This window comes from Asticcacaulis machinosus (genome assembly GCF_028550435.1).
Classification (GTDB): Bacteria; Pseudomonadota; Alphaproteobacteria; order Caulobacterales; family Caulobacteraceae; genus Asticcacaulis; species Asticcacaulis machinosus.
The window spans coordinates 770,676-789,974 of sequence record NZ_JAQQKV010000002.1 but is presented as its reverse complement, the minus strand read 5'-3'; the positions used below and the strand labels follow the sequence as shown (position 1 = coordinate 789,974).

At 56.7% G+C, this 19,299-nt stretch carries 14 protein-coding genes; 4 read left to right on the top strand and 10 right to left on the bottom strand.

Annotated features, from left to right (window positions below):
- Positions 1-20 precede the first annotated feature (20 nt).
- Genes addA through PQU98_RS11985 form a run of 6 tightly spaced genes read right to left on the bottom strand, consistent with a single transcriptional unit; the run spans position 21 to position 9,671 of the window.
- Complete coding sequence (gene addA, locus PQU98_RS12010) at positions 21-3,524, bottom strand: double-strand break repair helicase AddA (RefSeq protein WP_272745179.1); 3,504 nt, start codon at positions 3,522-3,524, stop codon at positions 21-23.
- Positions 3,521-6,538: a double-strand break repair protein AddB gene (gene addB, locus PQU98_RS12005; RefSeq protein WP_272745178.1), complete on the bottom strand. Its 3,018-nt coding sequence runs from the start codon at positions 6,536-6,538 to the stop codon at positions 3,521-3,523. Before addB ends, addA begins: the two co-directional genes overlap by 4 nt.
- A complete protein-coding gene (murU, locus tag PQU98_RS12000) occupies positions 6,535-7,254 on the bottom strand; it encodes an N-acetylmuramate alpha-1-phosphate uridylyltransferase MurU (protein ID WP_272745177.1) in 720 nt (239 codons plus the stop codon). Before murU ends, addB begins: the two co-directional genes overlap by 4 nt.
- A complete protein-coding gene (gene amgK, locus PQU98_RS11995; RefSeq protein ID WP_272745176.1) occupies positions 7,251-8,354 on the bottom strand; it encodes an N-acetylmuramate/N-acetylglucosamine kinase AmgK in 1,104 nt (367 codons plus the stop codon). The genes murU and amgK overlap by 4 nt, the downstream gene beginning before the upstream one ends.
- Positions 8,338-8,787, bottom strand: coding sequence for a tRNA (adenosine(37)-N6)-threonylcarbamoyltransferase complex ATPase subunit type 1 TsaE (gene tsaE / locus PQU98_RS11990; RefSeq protein WP_272745175.1), 450 nt, complete (start codon positions 8,785-8,787; stop codon positions 8,338-8,340). The genes amgK and tsaE overlap by 17 nt, the downstream gene beginning before the upstream one ends.
- The gene (locus tag PQU98_RS11985) at positions 8,784-9,671 is read right to left on the bottom strand and encodes a GNAT family N-acetyltransferase (RefSeq protein WP_272745500.1); all 888 of its coding nucleotides are present in this window, start codon (positions 9,669-9,671) and stop codon (positions 8,784-8,786) included. Before PQU98_RS11985 ends, tsaE begins: the two co-directional genes overlap by 4 nt.
- Positions 9,672-9,755: 84 nt before the next feature.
- Between PQU98_RS11985 and PQU98_RS11980 the strand changes: the two genes are divergently transcribed.
- From PQU98_RS11980 to PQU98_RS11970, 3 genes are all read left to right on the top strand, one after another.
- Positions 9,756-11,282: a CoA-acylating methylmalonate-semialdehyde dehydrogenase gene (locus PQU98_RS11980; RefSeq protein WP_272745174.1), complete on the top strand. Its 1,527-nt coding sequence runs from the start codon at positions 9,756-9,758 to the stop codon at positions 11,280-11,282.
- 2 nt (positions 11,283-11,284) lie between these two features.
- Positions 11,285-11,419, top strand: a complete 135-nt coding sequence (locus PQU98_RS11975) for a hypothetical protein (RefSeq protein WP_272745173.1) — start codon at positions 11,285-11,287, stop codon at positions 11,417-11,419.
- An 84-nt stretch (positions 11,420-11,503) separates the two neighbouring features.
- A complete protein-coding gene (locus PQU98_RS11970) occupies positions 11,504-12,319 on the top strand; it encodes a hypothetical protein (protein ID WP_272745172.1) in 816 nt (271 codons plus the stop codon).
- Positions 12,320-12,903: 584 nt separating this feature from the next.
- On the opposite strand, the gene PQU98_RS11965 is transcribed toward PQU98_RS11970, so the two are convergent.
- The gene (locus PQU98_RS11965) at positions 12,904-14,049 is read right to left on the bottom strand and encodes a PQQ-dependent sugar dehydrogenase (protein ID WP_272745171.1); all 1,146 of its coding nucleotides are present in this window, start codon (positions 14,047-14,049) and stop codon (positions 12,904-12,906) included.
- Between the two features lie 153 nt (positions 14,050-14,202).
- Here PQU98_RS11965 and PQU98_RS11960 point away from each other — a divergent pair, with 153 nt between their 5' ends.
- The gene (locus tag PQU98_RS11960) at positions 14,203-15,486 is read left to right on the top strand and encodes a PDDEXK-like family protein (RefSeq protein WP_272745170.1); all 1,284 of its coding nucleotides are present in this window, start codon (positions 14,203-14,205) and stop codon (positions 15,484-15,486) included.
- Between the two features lie 87 nt (positions 15,487-15,573).
- Here PQU98_RS11960 and rplS read toward each other — a convergent pair whose 3' ends face one another.
- From rplS to PQU98_RS11945, 3 genes are all read right to left on the bottom strand, one after another.
- The gene (gene rplS / locus PQU98_RS11955) at positions 15,574-16,005 is read right to left on the bottom strand and encodes a 50S ribosomal protein L19 (RefSeq protein ID WP_272745169.1); all 432 of its coding nucleotides are present in this window, start codon (positions 16,003-16,005) and stop codon (positions 15,574-15,576) included.
- Between the two features lie 40 nt (positions 16,006-16,045).
- Entirely contained in the window at positions 16,046-16,729 is a 684-nt protein-coding gene (gene trmD / locus PQU98_RS11950) for a tRNA (guanosine(37)-N1)-methyltransferase TrmD (RefSeq protein ID WP_438263877.1), read from the bottom strand.
- A 180-nt stretch (positions 16,730-16,909) separates the two neighbouring features.
- Positions 16,910-19,234, bottom strand: coding sequence for a TonB-dependent receptor (locus tag PQU98_RS11945; protein WP_272745167.1), 2,325 nt, complete (start codon positions 19,232-19,234; stop codon positions 16,910-16,912).
- Positions 19,235-19,299: the final 65 nt, after the last annotated feature.

Sequence of the window (19,299 nt, the reverse complement as noted above, 5' to 3'; positions counted from 1 at the left end):
AATAATCAATCGTAAAAAAATTAGCGCGACAGTTCAGCTAACCTAACCGTGATCAGCTCATCGGAAAACGGCGTCAATTTCGGTCCGTCCGTCCATAGTAATGCCGCTTCGACCTTGGCCTTTGGATAGATTTGGCGTAGTAACGCGACATAACCGGCCATCTGGCGCTGATAGTCGATAGCAGCGTCCTCGGCCCGATCCGGCGCGGGACGGTTGGATTTATAGTCGATCACCCAGACATGAGCATCACTGACCACCAGCCGGTCGATGCGACCCGACAGATAGACCGGCTCACCGCGGCCATTGACGCCAATCTGCCCGGCCAGAGCGACTTCGGGGCGTGACCTGGGCGAAAAGGCTTCGGCAAAACGATCATCATTTAAGACCGCCATGACCGCATCCTTCATCTCCGCCCGCTGATCATCATCAAGGTCAGTCTGCTTAGCGAGATATTTAACCGCCACGGCCTCGCGTTGATCCGGCGGCAGATCGGGCAGGATTTCAAACAGCTTATGGATCAAATTGCCGCGCCGGTAACGGCCCAAACCTTTTTGCGTGGCAAGTGGCGACGGCGACCGCTCAGTCTCTGTGCGGTCATCGTCACCCATTTGCGATGCCGCCCGCCACACCGCAGACGGATCATCTTCGCCATAAGCCCCGGCGTTGAGAAACTCAGGCAGGGGCGATTTCGCCCGCACCGATTTTTCATCGGCAACATAGGTACCAGCCCGCGCGCCATAGATCATGACCTGTGCGCGGTCTGGCTCATCAAGCCCAAAATCAGCCCGCAGCGCCATATTGACCGCCGACACCTCACCTACCGGCAATCTCGAAAACGCATCCGCCGCCAGCCCATACCATGACCGGCCTGTGCCTGCCCGTTTGCCCTGATAGCCGCACACCGTCAGCCGATCGCGCGCCCGCGTCAGGGCCACATAAAACAGGCGTAAAGCCTCCTGTTCGTCCTTTTCAGCCTTGGCGGCCTTGAAAGCGGCAATCGCGTCGACCTTGCCGCGTTCCGGTTTGACATCGACAAACAGGCCGCCATCGTCGTCGATCAGCAGCAAGTCATCATTACGGCTCGATTTGAAATTCGGCCCGATGGGGATGATGACCCACGGCGCCTCAAGACCTTTCGAGCCATGCACCGTCATGACACGGACACGCTCACCGCCTTCTTCCTGCTCGCGCTTGATATCGGAGGCGTTAAATTCACAAAGGTTCAGGAACGCTTCGACGCCGATATCGTCAATGCCTTCCCCTTTGAGCGCCAAGGCAAGCGTTTCATCCAGCACGTCCTCACACTCTGGCCCCAGACGGGTCAGAAACCGCTGCCGCATCGTCAGGCCATTGCGGTCACGCCGGTTCAGCAGCCGGGCCAGAAAATCAAACGCGGCCCGACGTGGCGCTTCGGCCAAAGCCCACTGCATTAAGCTGCGGGCATCATCAAACCGGCCATTATCCGCAGGCCTGTTCAACAACGCACCCCACAAAGAACCCGTTCGGCCTTGCGCCAGATCATAGAGGCCCTGTTCGCTCAGGTCGCACAATGGTGAGCGCAGTACACAGGCCAGCGACAGATCATCACCGGGCTGCATGGCAAAGCGCATCAGGGTGCGGATATCCTGAAAGGCGATATGTTCGGACAGCTTCAGCCGGTCCGCACCCGATACAGGCACGCCCTGCTGCTTCAGTTCACGGATGATATTTTCAAACAGGGCATCGCGTTTACGCACCAGTATAAGCACATCGCCGGCGTGCATGGCGCGCCACTTATCCTTGACCATCACCCCGCGCCCGGCGGCAATTTCAGATTTGATATGAAAGGCCAGTTGTTGCGCCAGCCGTTTAGCCGGTGTCGCCCCGGCTTTGTCGACCGGATCAACCTCGGTGCCATCATCCTCAGAATCATCGGTGTCGATCGGCTGAACCTGCGGCCACAGTTCGATGCAACCGATGTCATTACGCACCGCCGCGTGCCTGACGACATTGCTGGTGAAGTTCAGGGCGTAGGATAGTTCCGGATCGCCATCATAGACCGCATCCACAAAGCCCAACACCTGCGGCAGAGAGCGGAAACTGTGCACCAGTTCAGGGATTTTGAGCACCTGACCGACACTGACCGCGGCCTCATCGTAATATTGCCGGGTTTCAAGGAATTTATCCGGCCGCGCCCCCTGAAAGCCATAGATCGATTGCTTTTCATCGCCAACCGCAAAGACCGTGCGCATGGTTTTGGTCAGTTTGAGGCCCGCCCCTTCACCGGCAAAAAATTCGGACGTCAGGGCCTTGACGATCGCCCACTGATCCTCAGATGTGTCCTGCGCCTCATCGACCAGAATATGCTCAATGTCGCCGTCCAGCTTATAGAGCACCCATGACGACATATCCGTTTGATGCAGTAACCGGCGGGTCTGGACGATCAAATCCTGAAAATCGAGCGCCCCTGAGCGGCGTTTCAACGTGCGGTAAATCGCGCTGAAATCCATGAACAACATAAGCACATCATAGGTAATCTCAGCAATCCGCGCCCCATTATGCTGCGCAACATAATCCACCACAATCGGCGCCAACCAGTCGAGATAATCCTTGTCGGTTTGGGCTACATCCTTGGTGTAATAGCTTTTGCGCAGTTCGCCCTTAGCCGTCAAAAACACATTGATCAGAATGCTAATATCAACCGGCATTTGGTTGAGATGCTGCTCATATAACTCAAGAAACGCTGCCGCGCGCTCCTGATCGGTCTTGCCCTTGGCCACAGACAAGGATTGCGCCAGAGATTTAATATCGCTCCAGTTCAGCCGCCCTAAAAGCTGCGCCGTCAGTTCATCCGGCGACAGAGCCTCTGCCACTCCAACCGACTGATATAAAAATTCTTTTTCAGATATGCCGTTATCGCGCGCGCTCCCGATCAAGGCCGCCACAGTTTCCAATATATCTTCATGCTGCATCGAAAACTGGCGCAGCAATTTCTCGAAATTGGCAATTCTAAGCGTACGGATCAGCCGGTCGCGGCCGCTGATATCGCCATGTACCCCCTCGGCATCGGTCAGGGTCAACAGCCGCTCCAGCGCCTGCGCCATCAGCGCCTTGGCCTCCAGATCATCGAGGATTTTGAACGATGGCGACAGCCCCGCCTCCAGCGGAAACCGGCGCAGCAATTTCTCACAAAACCCGTGGATGGTCTGAATCTTCAAACCGCCCGGCGTCTCCAGCGCCCCCGCAAACAGGGTGCGGGCGCGGGTCAGATTTTCCGCACTGATGTCTTCACCGATTTTGGCCAGTTGCTGCGACAACTCATCGTCGCCCATGACCGCCCAGCCGCCCAGTTGCGCGAACAACCGCCCCTGCATTTCCGCCGCCGCAGCCTTGGTGTAGGTGACGCACAATATATGCTCAGGCCGCGCCCCGCGCAGCAGCAACCGCGCCACCCGGTTAACCAGCGTAGAGGTCTTACCCGATCCGGCATTAGCGGTGACAAAGACGTGCGCTGAGGGGTCAGCGGCGACATTTTGCGGGGTCATGCCTCATCCTCCGAGGCGGGCTCAGACGACGCATCCTCATCACCCATAATGTGCCACTCATAAAGCCTAGCCAACTGATCGTAATCGCCTTTTTTCTTAAGGTACTTCGGTGCCACCCACGACCGATAGGGCTGAGACGCCTTCTCGTAAGCGTTTATGCGGGTCTTGAACCTATCCAGCGCCTGATCGGTCAGTTCATCGGAACTTATGCCTTTTTCCGCCACAGGTTTCAGTTTGGCGCCATCCGGCGACAGACGCACATAAAGCAACTCGCCCATTGGCTTATCATGGCGTACGCCATCAAACGTACCATACTTCACAATGGCGGCGGTCAGGGTCAGTTGCGGGAAAAAGCCCGCCACCGCCTCCTTGGCCGACGGCGGCTGACCCGTCTTGAAATCGAGAATATCGATGCCATCCTCACGCACTTCGATCCGGTCGGCGCGGGCTTTGAGCGTGAACGTACCGCGCGCGGTTTCAAAATTATAAGCGCCCTCTTTTTCGATGATGAAACGCGGTTTACCGGCGCGACGTTCGGTTTCAAAGGCCACGAAATGCTTAGCCCAATCCTCGAACAATGGCCGCTGCAATGCGATTTCAGCCTCGGTCAAGTTCTCAGCACGCAGGGCCTGTTCCAGCAAATCAACAAACGCCGCTTCACCGGCAGCCCCCAACGGATAATCGCGCTCTACAAATATTTCCGCCGCCTTGTGAACCGCCCTGCCGCGTCTTGCACTCTCAAACGGCTCATTGGCCCGGTCACGCAGTTTCAGGTTTAAAATGCGCCGCGCATAGATCGCATAGGGGTCGCGCACAAATTTTTCGACTTCAGTCACGCTCATGGATGTGGGCCGCACCTCAGAAGGCGGCCGCGGCTCAGGTCTGGCAGCCGGTTTCAGACTTTCCGGCGCATCTGTCACCGCTTCGGACAGTTGATGGGCCCAGTCGGCAATATGCGGCGCATCGCTGATCTCGACCTTCGCCCCCTGACACAGGGTTTTCAGACGCCACAGCCAGCGAGACATGACTTGAGGTTCACCCTCCCGGCGCTTACGGGTGATCAGCCAGACATCCTCCGCCGATGCCGCCTGGACAAAATCATGCGCAGCTAATCCGGTGCGGCGCTCCGGCGACGGCAGGCCCAACGCCGCCCGCATTGGCCGCGATAGAAACGGGTCCAGTGGCGGCGATTGCGGCCACACCCCGTCCTCAAGTCCCGCCAGAATGAGCCGATCCGCCTTGACCAGGCGCGCTTCAATCGCGCCCAAAATCAGCAGACGCGGATGCGTGTTACCACCAGTCCGCAGGGTCTCGGTCTTAATCATGTGGCCGACAATCTCGGCAAAATCATCGGCTGAAGCGACCTCAAACCCCTCACCTTCGGTGATCAGGCCGGACAGGAGGGATGAAGCGGAGGCCCCCGCCGCGCCCTGCCACAACATTTGCCCATCGTCACGCGTCAGGGTTTCTGCTGTGGCCACAAAACGCCGCACAAAATCACTTAAGGCCCGCGCGACGCTAAAAGCATCATGCCATGCGCTGATACGCGCCGAAAAATCCAGCCAGACGCCTTGCGCCTCCGGGTAGTTATCCAGCCGCGCGGTGACCTCCGTCATGTCACGCGGACGGACGGTTCTTAACCCCACCCGGTCAATAAGGTCGGACTGTTCGCGATATCGTCCGAACGTGTGTTTCAGCACCGACAGCAGCCGCACCGGGTCGAGCGGATCAACCGCCAGCGCCAGAATATCCAGCAGGAACCGGCCTGTTAAACTATGCGCCAAAGGCTCACCCGCCGACGAATCCGCAGCCAGTCCCCAACGCGTCAGATGCGCACTCACCCGCCGTGCCAGACCGATATCCGGTGTGATCAGGGCGGCGATCTTATCCGGCGTTTCAAGCGTTTCGCGCATCAGCACCGCGATTTGGGCCGCGGCCTCTTCGTCCTGGCGCGCCTCTATCAGGGTTAAACCGCGCAAACCTTCTGTGAACGGATCAAATCCTGAAGCGTCAGCCTCAGATTTCATTATGGCTATCTGCTGCAACCAGTCCTCAGTCGCCTGAGCGGGCCTGAGCGCCTCATTCAGCAGCCGCCTTCGCGCCCGTGAGCCGCGTTCCGTTTCCACCGAAACCGGCCATGTCTTGACATCAGCCCGCGCAACATCATGCCGTTCCAATAAACGTTTCAATGCCCCTTGGGGGTGAGAATCCTCAACCTGTCGCCACGCCTTATCATCCAGCGACAAATCAAGCCCCGGCAGCACCACTGCCCCTTGCGGCAGGTTCGCCACCAGCCCCATCAGATCGGCCATAGACGGCGCCGTACCGGTTGAACCAGCCAGCACCAACGGATGTTGCGGCGGGCGCAGGGTCCACTGTTCCCCCAGCTTGCGGATCAGCGCCACCCGCCGCTGTGACGGATCCATCAGGCCTAGTTCGTTAAGCCGACGCGGCCATTCATGCACCACAATCGACAGGAATTTCGCGGATACCTGCCAGTGCCTGGCCCACTCATCAATGACGTACTGTGAAGCCGCAGAACTATGCACCAGATCGTCCAGTCGATCTGAGGCATCGACTTCCTCAAGCGCCAGAGAGTCGAAAAACCCGCACAGGGATGACGCCAGTTCGAGCGCCACCTTCGACGTCATCTCATAACCATCAGGTCGGTAATGTGCCATGACCAGCCGCGCTAACTCAAACCGCCGTCGCGTTGAACTTAAGGCCGGCGGCAGATCGAGCGCCAAAAACTCAAGGTCAAATGGCGGCTCGCCCTCATCCAGATCACCGATTGCCCGCACCTGCGGTAGCAGCAGCGCGCCGCCGTGGGCCAGTTCCGAAAAGGCCCGCGCCATAGCTCGCGCCCCACGCCGCGTTGGGGTCAGGATTTGCGCTTCACTTAAACCCAGCGGCCCCAGATCTTCATAAAGCCCGCGCGCCAGATCATCCAGAAACGACCGCCCCGACGGGATAGAGTACCAGCGCGGGCCGATTAGCGAAAATATTCCGCTCATTTAATCTCAGCCAGTCTGGCTTCGGCGACATCACGCGCCACAGGATCGCCAACGTGCATCCAGTCACCGTGCATTACGCAACCATATAGCCGCCCCACCGCCGCCTTTTCACGCCATATCGGTGACAGGGAAAAGGCATCGTCCACAACATGATCGACAATATCGGGCTTGGTGATATGCACGCCCATATAGTTATAAGGGGCCGATGGCGAGCTCCCTCTGAAAGTAATTCGTCCGTCATCGGACAATATAAAATCACCCGCACCGTCAAAGCCGCTGGAACGCGGCATTGGTGCCAGCATCAGGATCGCATCCATCCGCTCCGGGTTCCAGCGCGTGGCCATCTCAGCAATCGCCGCACCGTCATCATCCTCGATCCACACACTGTCGATATTGGCGACAAAGATCGGATTATCCCCCAATAGAGGCCGGGCTTTTTTCAGGCCGCCGCCGGTTTCCAGCAGCTTTTCACGCTCATCGGAAATAATGATCTCGACATCGGTTCGCGCCTTCAGGTGCGCTTCCAGCCGATCAGCGAAATAGTGGACATTGACCACGCAGCGAGTAACCCCCACCGCGATCAGCCGGTCAATCATGTGGTCGATCAGAGCTTTACCGCCGACCTCAACCAAGGCCTTAGAGCGGTCATTGGTGAGCGGCCGCATACGGGTGCCAAGGCCCGCCGCCAGGATCAGGGCTGTCGTCGGTGCACTCATGACAGTTTGTCTCCGAAACCGTAAGCTTCAAACCACTCGCGTATCGACTTTAAGTGCGGCGCCTTAAGGTTACGCGACAGGTGACCCCACATGCGCGGCATAAAGGCTTCATAACGCGGCTTTTTAAAATGAATAATCAGGCGGGCGAACACCCCCAGAATGCGCGCTTCATTGAGCGTCGCCAGTGCCTGATACATTTCCATGAAGGCCGCGCGATCCGTATCTGGCCTAAGGGCAAAATAATGCTCCAAAGCCGCCGCTTCAATGTCTGGCGATACATCCCGGCGCGCATCCTGCAACAAGGAATGCAAATCCCAGCTTGGGTGACCTTTGAGCGCATCCTGAAAATCAATCAGCCCGACGCGTTGATAACCGTTACGTTCCGGCAGCCACAGCAGGTTTTCGGCATGAAAATCGCGGTGAATAAACACCGACGCCCCGGCCTCAGCCCGCGCCCGGATCGGTGCCCATATCCCCTCCCAGTCCGCCTTTGCCTGATCGTCCAGCACGCATGACGGATCATATTTTGGATACCATTCGACAAACAGATCGGCCCCGGTCTTTAGCGCCAGATCATCATAGACCAGCAGCGGCCACCCCCCCGGCAGAGTATCCGGTGGCGGGGTTTGGTGCAGCACGGACAGCGCCTCAACCGCCGACAGATAAAGGCGCGTCTCGTCCTCGCCCTGTTCAATCAGGCGGGCAAACAGGCCATCGCCCAGATCCTCGGACACCAGAAATCCAGCCTGCGGATCACAGGCCACGATCTCCGGCGCCGACAGGCTTTCGCTGCGTAAATAGTCAGCGCAAGCCGCAAACGCCTCAATCCGGCCTGCAGACAACCGCGTCATGGCGAAATAGCCTAACCGTTTGCGCTCAGCATAATCAGCCTCCGGCGGACACGGGATAAGTTCCGGCGATGGGGGCTGATCCATCAGCATCAGACTGCGGCCTTCAGCGCTTAACCGCTCATACCGGCGCGTCGAGGCATCGCCCGGCAGGGGTGTACGCGCCATCCCCGCAAGGCCGTGGGCCTTAAGAAGGGCGATTTTTTGCGTCTCTCGGTCAGGGATCATCTGCGCCTTATTTGTAGTGGCCATGCGGGGTCAGAGTCGCGATGCGTCCCTGATGTCCGGCGTCATCCTGACCCGCTTCGAGGTGAATTTCCAGATAATCTTCAAAGCCCAAATGGCCCAGTCGCTGCGGCCATTCAATCAGGCAGGCATGGTCTTCCGCCAATTCAAACAGGCCGATTTCATACACCTCTTCCGGGTCGGTTAGGCGATAGAGGTCAAAATGGGCAATGTCCACGCCCTCGGCCTCATAGGTTTGCACCAACGTAAAGGTCGGTGACGGCACATCCTGATCGGGTTTTGTCCGCGAACGGATCAATCCGCGTGCCAGGCAGGACTTTCCGGCGCCCAGATCACCGGTCAGGTATATAATATCACCCGCTTTCAAGGTTTGGCCGATCCGCGCGCCTAGCGCCTCGGTCGCGGCGGCATCCTTAAGCCATACAGTTTCCGCTATCATGACCCCACCCCCGAAAAGCCAACATCGCCATAACAGAGCTGCGTTTCCACATAGTCCTTCACCGCTGCGCACACCGCCGACACCTCTCCGGTCAACACATCCGGCGCAATCACCGGCCCGACCGTCAGGTCAAAACGCTTACCCGCCTTATTGAGCAGTTCCAGAAACAGGGTCACATCGCGCAATTCTTTGGAAATCTTATCGAAACTATGGAACCACACGGAATTGGGCCCGGCCACATGCACCGGTACCATCGGCGCCTGATATTTTTGTGCCAGCGATACTGCCGTGGTCGCCCAATCCGGATCACGCAACACACCGGCCCGCTTTCGCGCCAGCCGCCCGGCCGGAAACAGCACCACGCACCGCTCCGCCTCAAAGGCCGCCCTGGCCGCCATCAGGGTGGCGCGGGTCTTTTCACGGGTGCGCTTGGCCTCAACCCACTCGACCGGGATCAGCACTTCGCCAAGACGCGGACTGACCCGCAAGGCATCGGCATTGGCGAAAAAAATCAGATCGTTGCGCCGGGTTTTCAGAGCATCATAGACCGCCACGCCATCCGCTATGCCGGTCGGATGATTGCACACCACCACGCACCGGCCGGACGCAGGCACGCGCTCAAGGTTTTGGGTCATGACCTTAAGCGACAGCAGGTTTGAGACATGATCAAGCGCGGCCTGACCCGACAGAGGGGCAATCGCATCAGCCATTCGCACCGCCGCGCCATAGCCCAGAATGCCATAAAGTACCGGTCGCACCACAGGCCACAGGGGTGATGCCTTAAGGCGCGGGGCCCGCTCATGGATCAGCACATCAACAATATGCAGGCCGGTCGGCTTAACAGGTTTGGCCACAGACAAATGATCGGCATAGAGGTCGTGCATGGCGCAGATGTTGCCCAAATGCACCCGCTTGGCAAGGTCAAATCTTTGGGTATAGACTGTGATCACAAAATCCCGGAGACCGATATGGAAACCCCGATAAAAACCCCAGTAAGAACCATTCCTCACCTTATCGACGGCGCGTATCGCCTTCGCCATGATCAACGCATGGGGCCGGTGTTCAACCCGTCTTTGGGGGCCCAGAGCGCACAGGTGCAGTTGGGTGATGCCACTGATCTTGAAGCTGCCGTCGCGTCGTCGCAAGCGGCGTTTAAGGACTGGTCGCGCCTGAACCCTCAGCGGCGGGCGCGGGTCATGTTCAATTTCAAGGCCTTGTTAGAAGCGCATATGGACGAACTGGCCGAAATGATCGCCCATGAACACGGTAAGGTCATCAGCGACGCCAAGGGTGATATTCAGCGCGGGCTGGAGGTCATCGAATTTTGTTGCGGCATCCCGCACGCGCTCAAGGGTGAGTTCACCTATGGCGCGGGGCCGGATATCGACGTCTGGTCGATCCGTCAGCCACTGGGGGTCGTGGCGGGCATCACCCCGTTCAACTTCCCGGCCATGATCCCGATGTGGATGTTCGGCCCGGCAATTGCCACCGGCAACTGCTTTATCCTGAAGCCGTCGGAACGGGATCCGTCCGCGCCCAACCGTCTGGCGGAATTGCTGATCGAAGCCGGGGCGCCCAAAGGCGTGCTCAATGTCGTTCACGGCGATAAGGATATGGTCGAGGCCATCTGCGCCCATCCCGCCATTCGCGCGGTCAGCTTTGTCGGCTCATCCGACATCGCTCACAGCGTCTATAAAATGTGCGCCAATACGGGTAAGCGCGTGCAGGCGATGGGCGGGGCAAAAAACCACGGCATCATCATGCCCGACGCTGACCTCGATCAGGCAGTAAAGGATATTATGGGTGCCGCCTTCGGCTCGGCCGGGGAACGTTGCATGGCCCTGCCGGTCGTGGTCGCCGTCGGTGACAAGACGGCTGACAGATTACGTGAAAAATTGGTTGCCGAGATCAAGACCCTGAAAGTGGGGGCCAGCACTGACCCCGCCGCCCACTATGGCCCGGTCGTATCGGCGGCGCACAGACAGCGCGTGTCCGACTATGTCGATCTTGGGGTGCGCGAAGGGGCGGAAATCGTGGTCGACAACCGCGACATCACCGTCGAAGGCTATGAAAACGGCTTCTTCATCGGCCCGGTGCTGTTCGATCACGTCAAGCCGCACATGACCACCTATCAGGAAGAAATCTTCGGCCCCGTCCTGCAAATCGTGCGCGCCGATAGTCTGGAAGAGGCCGTCCAACTGGCGTCCGATCACCCTTATGGCAATGGTGTGGCCATCTTTACCCGCGAAGGACGGGCCGCGCGTGATTTTGCCATGTCGGTGCAGGTCGGCATGGTCGGGATCAATGTCCCCATTCCGGTGCCGGTCGCCTATCATTCCTTTGGAGGCTGGAAGCGTTCGGCCTTTGGCGATATGAACCAGCATGGTATGGAAGGGGTGCGGTTCTACACCCAGGTTAAAACCGTCACCGCCCGCTGGCCCGAACATAAGGCGGCAGACGGGGAAACCTCCTACATCATGCCGCAAATGGGATAAGTATGACCAAGCCAGACGAGGCCAAACTTAATGAAGATAAGCGCCACCCCAAGGCGTTGAAACCCTACCTGACTCTATGGGCCATCATGGTGGTGTGTGTGGTATTTGCCCTGATCGGTTTATATAATCTGTCCTGACCCTTAACAAAGACCGTGAATACAGTGTATCATGGTTAATATGGCTGCGTTGTGCGTGGCAAAAGGGGCTTATTGGGGGTTTTCATGCGTAAGTTTTTTCTGTGGGCGGCCTTGGCGCTTCTGATTATCTCCACAGTTGTGGGGGTCGGCTGGTGGGCTTACTGGAACTATTTTGAGCGCTATAAGCCGATCACGGTCGAAAAAGAGCAGGCCGCCATCCAAAAGCTTTTGGACTCCGCCGGATATGTATCCTCCGGTACCGAAGGCCCGCCGCTCTATGTGGTGACCTTCCGCGACTGCAAGGAATGCAGCACCTATGAGGATCAGGAATTTCCGAAATTCGCCGCCATCGGTGTCGATCGCCGCGTGATTGCCTTTGCCCCGGCTGATGTCGAGGGCCTGCAAAAATCAACCCCAGCTGAGCGTTCGACCATCGCGGAACTATGGTTGAACCGGAACTGGTCGCTGTATGAAGCGTGGCGCACCACGCCGGTCAAGGCCTGGGCCGCGCCCGGCATCCGTCCGGCGGATGGTGATCTGGCGCGCTCTGCGGTCGTGCAGGCCAGCCGCGATTTCAAGGATCAGCTAGAACCCCTGCTGCGGGCCAATGGCGTCGAAGTGCGCTATCCCATCGTTATGTGGCGCGATAAGGACAACAAGCTTAAGGTCTGCGCCTGCTCAGATGAAAAGATGTACCATTTCGTGCGTGAAGATCTGGGCGCACCGGAAAAAGCTCCGGCGGGCAGCCTGCTTGAGACCGTGGCCCCCACACCGTCAGCCTCTGCGGCGGTAGAACCGACCCCGACCACTATCGCCCCCGAAGCCTACAGCGCCTCTGTCGAACCTCAAGCTACGGGCGATTACGGCCCCGGCGCCCCGGAAGTGACTACGGTTCAGTAAAATATACATAAAATCTGGGCGGGACCATTTTGAACTGTGAGTCTAACGCAAATGCCACAAATTCATAAGTGAAAAATTATGAATCATACAATACGGTATACTGTTAGTCTTTGTTTAATAGCAGTAATAAGCTTTTTTTATTCAACGGGATTTTACTACAGCAACAAATATGCTGTTATTATATCCTTTATAGCAGCATTAATGTTTTTGCTGATAATTCGGTTTTTATATTTGAGTGGGCGTTTTAGTATTTTTTTGCTTTTGTATTGTTTTCTAGGCAGTTTTTTTCTAATAGCTGCATTAGACATTCATGCCAAAATAATTATGGGCTTAGAGATTAATTATACCGCCTCGTTGCAGTCATTGAAATATGCAATCAATGCGTGGGCGTTTTTGTTCATTGCCAGTATTGTTACAGGCATAATTATGCCTAAAAGAGCTAAGCTTGTTAAAAGCATTCCTACATAGGCGCTTACTATATCTATTAGGAATACCAGTTCGTCGCCGACGATGATGTGTTCTCAGAGTATCTGGCTCAGTTAATTTATTGGGTGTGGGGCCTGTGACCCCACGATTTCGCCCCTTTATTTTGGTTGCAAACGCACGATCCGGCCATCGCCGCTGTCGTAGGCGACATAGATCAGACCATCCGGGCCTTGGATCACATCGCGGATGCGTTCGGCTTCGTCTTCCAGCAGTTTGGTTTCCGACACGACCTTTTTACCGTCGAGTTTGATATGGTTCAGGTACTGGAACTTGAGCGAGCCTATAAACAGATCGCCTTTCCATGATGGGAAGGCATCACCGGTATAGAACAACATACCGGACGGAGCGATCGACGGGTTCCAGTAGTGCAGCGGTTGTTCCATGCCGTCCTTGGCCGTCTCGCCTTTACCGATCTTGGCGCCACTGTACTCAACCCCCCAGGTAATGACCGGCCAGCCATAGTTCTTACCGGCTTCCGGCGCATTGATTTCATCGCCGCCCTGCGCACCGTGCTCATTGGTCCAGATCTGGCCCGTGGCCGGATTGATCGCCGCTCCCTGCATATTGCGGTGACCGTAAGACCAGATTTCCGGTTTGGCGTCGCTGCGGCCCACAAACGGGTTATCCTGAGGGATGGTGCCGTCGCTGTTGATGCGGATGACTTTACCGAAAGTGTAGGTCAGATCCTGCGCCTTTTCGCGGTAGGATGCGCGGTCGCCGGTGGTGATAAACAGCTTGCCGTCGGGGGCGAAGACAATGCGCGACCCCCAGTGATTGGGGCTTTTAACCTTGGGGCTCTGCTGCCAGATGACCTTGAGATCGGTCAGGGCCTGACCTGTAAATTTAGCCCGCGCCACCGATGTGCCCGCCGTGCCGCCTTCGCCGGGTTCGGAAAACGACAGATAGATATACTGGTTTTTGGCAAAATCCGGATCGACGGCGACGCCCAGCAAACCGCCCTGACCGTCATCGGCCACCGCCGGCGTGCCGCTGACCAATTTCGGCTTGCCGTCCTTTGAAATCACCTGCAACCGCCCGGCTTTCTCGGTCACCAGCAGACGCCCATCCGGCAGAAAGGCCATACCCCACGGCTGCTCCAGCCCTTCGGCATAGGTCACAACCTCATAGGATTCGGTCGCCGCTGCTGCGGGCGCTGCATTTTGTGAGGTTGCGGGTTTATTACACGCCGCGGTCACCGCCATCACACCAAGGGCAATCCCCATCATCCAGTTAGAGCGCTTCATATTACCACCTGTGAAATGTTTATAGCGTTCAGTTTAGAGCACAAAAAACCCCTCTGTGAAGTCACAAAGGGGTTTAATTATACATTACTTGCCACGGTGATCGAGTAAACTAGTTTGGGATTTTGAATCATATGGATGTTGGGGGAGCTTGAAATGACTGGCAATTTGGAAACCGATGAGCTGGAAGCCCTGTTCGTCAATAATGCCGGCATGGAACAATTAGGCGCTTACCTCAACCGCTTCAATCCGATCCGGATCATGAAGATGGAAGGCATGGAGATCCGTCATTCGTCGATTTTAAGCTGGTTGATGAACCCGCTTGAAACCCACGGTTTAGGTGACCGGTTTCTGAAAGCATTCCTCAGCGAGGCGCTGCGGGGAAAAAGGTGGCAGGACAAACCCACAGCGCTCGATATTGTTCAGGCTGATTTGCGCGATGTCGAAATTCGACGCGAATGGCAAAACATCGATATTTTCGTCTTTTCGCCCAAGTGCAAATGGGCCTTTGTTATCGAGAACAAATATTATAGCCGCCAGCACGAAGGGCAGTTGGTTAAATATGCTGAAAAGGTCAGATCGATTTATCCTGATATGACCGTGCGTGGCATATTCCTAACCCTGCTGGAGGAGGAGCCACACGATCCAGCCTATGTGCCGATAAGTTATGAAACCGTAGCTGAAATTCTATCGCCGATGGTTGCACAGGCGGGACAGGCTTTAGGCACGGAAGTGACTACCTTTTTACGACACTATATAGAAATTATTGAGGAAGAAACCGGCATGAGCCAAGATCAAAACGATATGGAACAGCTTGCTCGTGATCTTTATCGCACACATAAAAAGGTGCTGGATTTTATTATGGAGCATGGGGCCGCCACAGATTTCATAATAGCTGCAGAAGCATTATTCGGTGAAAATCTTGAAAGCGGTGGGATTACAGAAACAGGGCATGGCCGGTTTATGTATGACTGGCATAACCATTGGAAGTACAGTTTTCTACCGGAAAGCTGGTTTACGAATTTGGGTAGCGGCCTTTATAGCTGGGCTGGTTGTGAAAAATGGTGGGCAGGCTATCCGATGATCTGCTGGTTTCGACTGGAGACTGGCGAAGACGGTACAAAGGGTAAGTTGCGTCTGATCGCAGAAGTCGGCCCAATTGCCGACTCCAAATTTCGAGCAGACATCATCGAGCGCATTAAATCATTGGCTGAGACCCAAGACCTTAAAGATATCCGCTTCCAGTCCGGCGCAGCGGAGGCGGGTAAAAAGTATTCCAAATTCCTGAAAAATAACGCCGTCGATATAGACAACATTCAGGACGCCAAGGAAATATCAGACGCGATGATCAAACTGCTGGCAAGGTTTGCGCCTTACTTCGAGGCGATTGCAGAGATTTTGCCTGAGTTCAGACCATACGGACAATCTGTTGCATCTTGAGGTAAGGCTTCAGCATAATCGAACAAATAAAAAACCCACCTGCGAAAATCGCGGGTGGGTTTTTTATTTATCTGACTAAAAAGGCGATTAGCCCTCAGACGACTCGCTTTGGGCCGCCATCTGAGCGCGCAGCTCAGCGCCCTTCGAGCCGCGGGTCGAGTTCTGCGAACGCTCAACGATACGGGCCGACTTACCACGACGATCACGCAGGTAGTACAGCTTGGCGCGACGGACGACACCGCGGCGCTTGACTTCGATCGAGTCGATCATCGGCGACAACAGCGGGAATACGCGCTCGACGCCTTCACCGAAGGAGATCTTGCGGACGGTGAAGTTTTCGTTGATGCCAGCGCCGGCGCGGGCAATCACAACGCCTTCATAGGCCTGGACGCGCTCACGGTCGCCTTCCTTGATCTTGACGTTGACGCGGACGGTGTCGCCCGGCTGAAATTCGGGGAAAGTTTTGCCAGCGCGCAGCTTGGCGCATTCTTCGGCTTCGAGCTTTTGAAGCAGGTTCATAATATAACTCCTAGTTCGTGCAGATGCACATAGTTGAGGCTTAGGTGCCTTTTGCCTGTGATTTGGAAAGATACGCCGCCCACAGATCGGGTCTGCGTTCCTTCGTGGTTGCCTCTCTTTGTGCCTGTTTCCAGGCGGCCGCTTTTTTGTGGTCGCCGTTCAATAGAACTTCGGGGATGTCGAGGCCCTCAAACGTCCGCGGTCGCGTGTACTGCGGGTGCTCAAGGAGACCATCCTCAAAACTTTCATTCTCAAGGCTGGCTGAGGCTCCGAGAACCCCCGGAATAAGCCGCAACGTCGCCTCAATCGTTACCATCGCAGCCGATTCACCGCCCGCAAGGACGGCATCGCCAACGCTGATTTCTTCGAACCCGCGGGCATCGAGCACCCGCTGATCCACCCCTTCGAACCGCCCGCACAGGACAATAAGGCCATCGGCCTCAGACCATTCGCGGACTCTGTCTTGCGTTAGCGGTTTGCCACGGGCACTCATATAAATGAGCGGTCGATTGGAAACATCAATCGAATCAAGCGCTTTGGCGATAACATCCGCTTTAAGCACCTGTCCGGGGCCGCCACCCGCAGGGGTGTCGTCAAGGAAGCCGCGCTTATCGCTCGAAAAGGCGCGAATGTCCACCGTTTCCAGCGTCCACAGCCCAGATTCTTTTCTAGCATTGCCAATGACCGACACATCCAGCGGCCCCGGAAAGGCTTCCGGGAACATGGTCAGCACCGATACGGCGTAGGGTTTTCGAATATCATCGGTCAATGGAGCGGCTTACCAGAATTAATACGTCCAAGTTAGACGCTAGGAATTTTTGTTCAGTTCTAGGCGTCAAGCGCCGCAGGTATATATAATACCTGCAAGCGCAGACAACGAAGAAATGGATAAAAAGAACAGCGTCTAACGCCTTAGCCGCAAAGTAAGTCCGAGAGTTCGGGGCTGACACAGGAACGCGTTAAACGTCCCTGACTGGAACGGCGCACCGAACACGACCTGATAATAGGTCTCATCGGTCAGGTTCTGCCCCCACAGCTCAACCGCCACGCTGTCATCCGGTTTCGACAGGGACAGGCGGCCATTAAGAAGCGTAAACGCTTCCTGCACCTTGATCGCCGCCAGATCTGAGCCGGTATTGTAGGCCGAATTATAACGCGCCGTCAGATTGGCGCGCAGCATCCAATTCGCCACCTCACGCTGATAATCGATACCAGACGTTACCGACCACTTGGGCGCAAAGGCCGCCCTATGGTTGGTAAGCTTGGGCAACCCCGCCACGGTTTGCGGCCCGAACTGGGCCTCAGCAAAGGTCGCCCCGCCCCACAGCTTTAACCCTGCGGAGGGTATAGAGTAGCGCGTTTCAAACTCCACACCGCGTGATTTAAGCTCAGGGATCGATTTTACGAGGAAGCTGGTGCCCAGAAACGTATTAAGTTGAAAATCCTCGAACGACTGATCAAATACGGCGGCATCGAGCGCCAGCCGCCCGCGTAGCCACCGACCCTTAAGACCAACCTCATAGGATTCAGACGTTTCCGCCGCAAAGGATGTATCCTTATCCGCCGCAAACGTCGCCGTCTGCTCACGGTCGAGGTTGTAGCCCGCCCCTTTCCAGCCACGCGCATAGGACACGTAGGTCATCAGTGACGGCAGGGCCTGCCATTTCACGCGGAAAGAGCCGGTCGTGGCCTCCTCCTCATGGCTTTGGCCATAGGACAGATTGTTAAAGGCCGGATTGGCAAACGACTGACAGATCGTGCCAACCCCGCCGATATTGACGCTTTGGGCCGCCGCACAGGCCACACCGCCATCGGAATTGGTGTGGCGGCTGATCAGGTTCTTGTCCTGTTTGTTGACGCGCAGCCCCAGGGTCGCGGTCACGGTTTGGGTAACATACCAGCTATTGTCCGTGAACAGAGCAATATTTCGCTCTTTCTGGTTATAGACATCATTCATGCCTTCGCCAGCCACAAAAGACTGCCCCACGGGTCGTCCGGTAAGCTGGGACACGCGGTTGATATTAGCGCCCGCCGACAAAAGCAGCCCCAGATAGGGCTCATAGGCCGGGCCATAAATATACTGATCATGGCGGGTCAAATCTTCGGACGACAGATAAAGACCCACCATCCAGTCCAGCTTTGGCGTGCGACCGGCGATCCGCAGTTCCTGACTGAGGGTATCAAAACGATTGCCGAACCCGCCGTCCGGTTCGCGATAATAGATGTCGGCCGTTGAAAAATCCGCATCATAACCGTTGGTGTGATCCCAGTGGCGCGCGGCGGTGATCGAGGTCAGATCGACCGTCTCAGACAGCCTGACCGTCGTTTCAACCGAGATGCCCGCATCGGTCAGGCTTTGCGCGGTTGAGCGGTTCGACCAGACTTCGCGGCCTTCGACATTGATCGTCTGCGCCACCCCACTGTCGGGGGCCAGAAGGTCGATATAGGCGGACGTCGCCCCCTTAGCGATGGCCACGCCAGCGCAGCAGTTTTCATCACGCTTGGTGTAGTCACCGATTACGCGCACACGCACCGTATCGTTGGGCACGAACACAAGCTGGCCGCGGGCCGAATAATAGTTCTGATCATTGTCTCGGTCGTCGCTGCGCGGGCCATTGCCGGTATGAACTTTGTACTGACCGTCACGGCTGCGGTAGGTCAGGTTCAGCGATCCGGCCACGGTGTCACTGAGCGGCCCGGTGGCATAGCCCGCCACGCCGAGCGTACCCTGCTCACCGGCGGTCAGTTCCAGAGCCTGCCGCGCCTGCCATTCCGGGGTCTTAGTTACCACCTGAATAAGTCCGGCGGAGGCACCCTTACCAAACAGGCCCGACTGCGGCCCTTTGAGGATTTCAATGCGCTCGACCTCGCCCAGATCACTCATGGCCGTGGCCGTACGCGCCCGCACCACGCCATCAATGACCACGCCGACCGAGGATTCCAGACCCGGATTATCACCGACCGTGCCGATACCGCGCAGGCGGGCCGTGGTCTGGGCTTCGTTGGCGGTGGAGGTGACGATCAGCGACGGCGTCAGGCTTTGCAGATCCTTGAGGTCATGAGCGCCCGCCTGCCTGAGTTGATCGCCCGTGACGACCGCAACCGACAATGGCGTTGTGGCCAGAGGCTCGGCCCGTTTCTGGGCCGTGACCACGACCTCAGTCACATCTTCGGTGTCCGCATATACCGGTACGGCATATGCGCCCGCCATCGCCACGACGCTTGTCATGGCGGTAGCAGTTAAGGCCCTAGCGCTCCCCAGCGAGGCCTTAAAGGTTTTTGAGTGCATTAAAT

Coding starts and splice junctions, on each gene's coding strand:
- addA (WP_272745179.1), bottom strand. CDS start 3,524: ATGACCCCGCAAAATGTCGCCGCTGACCCCTCAGCGCACGTCTTTGTC.
- addB (WP_272745178.1), bottom strand. CDS start 6,538: ATGAGCGGAATATTTTCGCTAATCGGCCCGCGCTGGTACTCTATCCCG.
- murU (WP_272745177.1), bottom strand. CDS start 7,254: ATGAGTGCACCGACGACAGCCCTGATCCTGGCGGCGGGCCTTGGCACC.
- amgK (WP_272745176.1), bottom strand. CDS start 8,354: ATGGCCACTACAAATAAGGCGCAGATGATCCCTGACCGAGAGACGCAA.
- tsaE (WP_272745175.1), bottom strand. CDS start 8,787: ATGATAGCGGAAACTGTATGGCTTAAGGATGCCGCCGCGACCGAGGCG.
- PQU98_RS11985 (WP_272745500.1), bottom strand. CDS start 9,671: ATGCACGACCTCTATGCCGATCATTTGTCTGTGGCCAAACCTGTTAAG.
- PQU98_RS11980 (WP_272745174.1), top strand. CDS start 9,756: ATGGAAACCCCGATAAAAACCCCAGTAAGAACCATTCCTCACCTTATC.
- PQU98_RS11975 (WP_272745173.1), top strand. CDS start 11,285: ATGACCAAGCCAGACGAGGCCAAACTTAATGAAGATAAGCGCCACCCC.
- PQU98_RS11970 (WP_272745172.1), top strand. CDS start 11,504: ATGCGTAAGTTTTTTCTGTGGGCGGCCTTGGCGCTTCTGATTATCTCC.
- PQU98_RS11965 (WP_272745171.1), bottom strand. CDS start 14,049: ATGAAGCGCTCTAACTGGATGATGGGGATTGCCCTTGGTGTGATGGCG.
- PQU98_RS11960 (WP_272745170.1), top strand. CDS start 14,203: ATGACTGGCAATTTGGAAACCGATGAGCTGGAAGCCCTGTTCGTCAAT.
- rplS (WP_272745169.1), bottom strand. CDS start 16,005: ATGAACCTGCTTCAAAAGCTCGAAGCCGAAGAATGCGCCAAGCTGCGC.
- trmD (WP_438263877.1), bottom strand. CDS start 16,729: ATGTTCCCGGAAGCCTTTCCGGGGCCGCTGGATGTGTCGGTCATTGGC.
- PQU98_RS11945 (WP_272745167.1), bottom strand. CDS start 19,234: ATGACAAGCGTCGTGGCGATGGCGGGCGCATATGCCGTACCGGTATAT.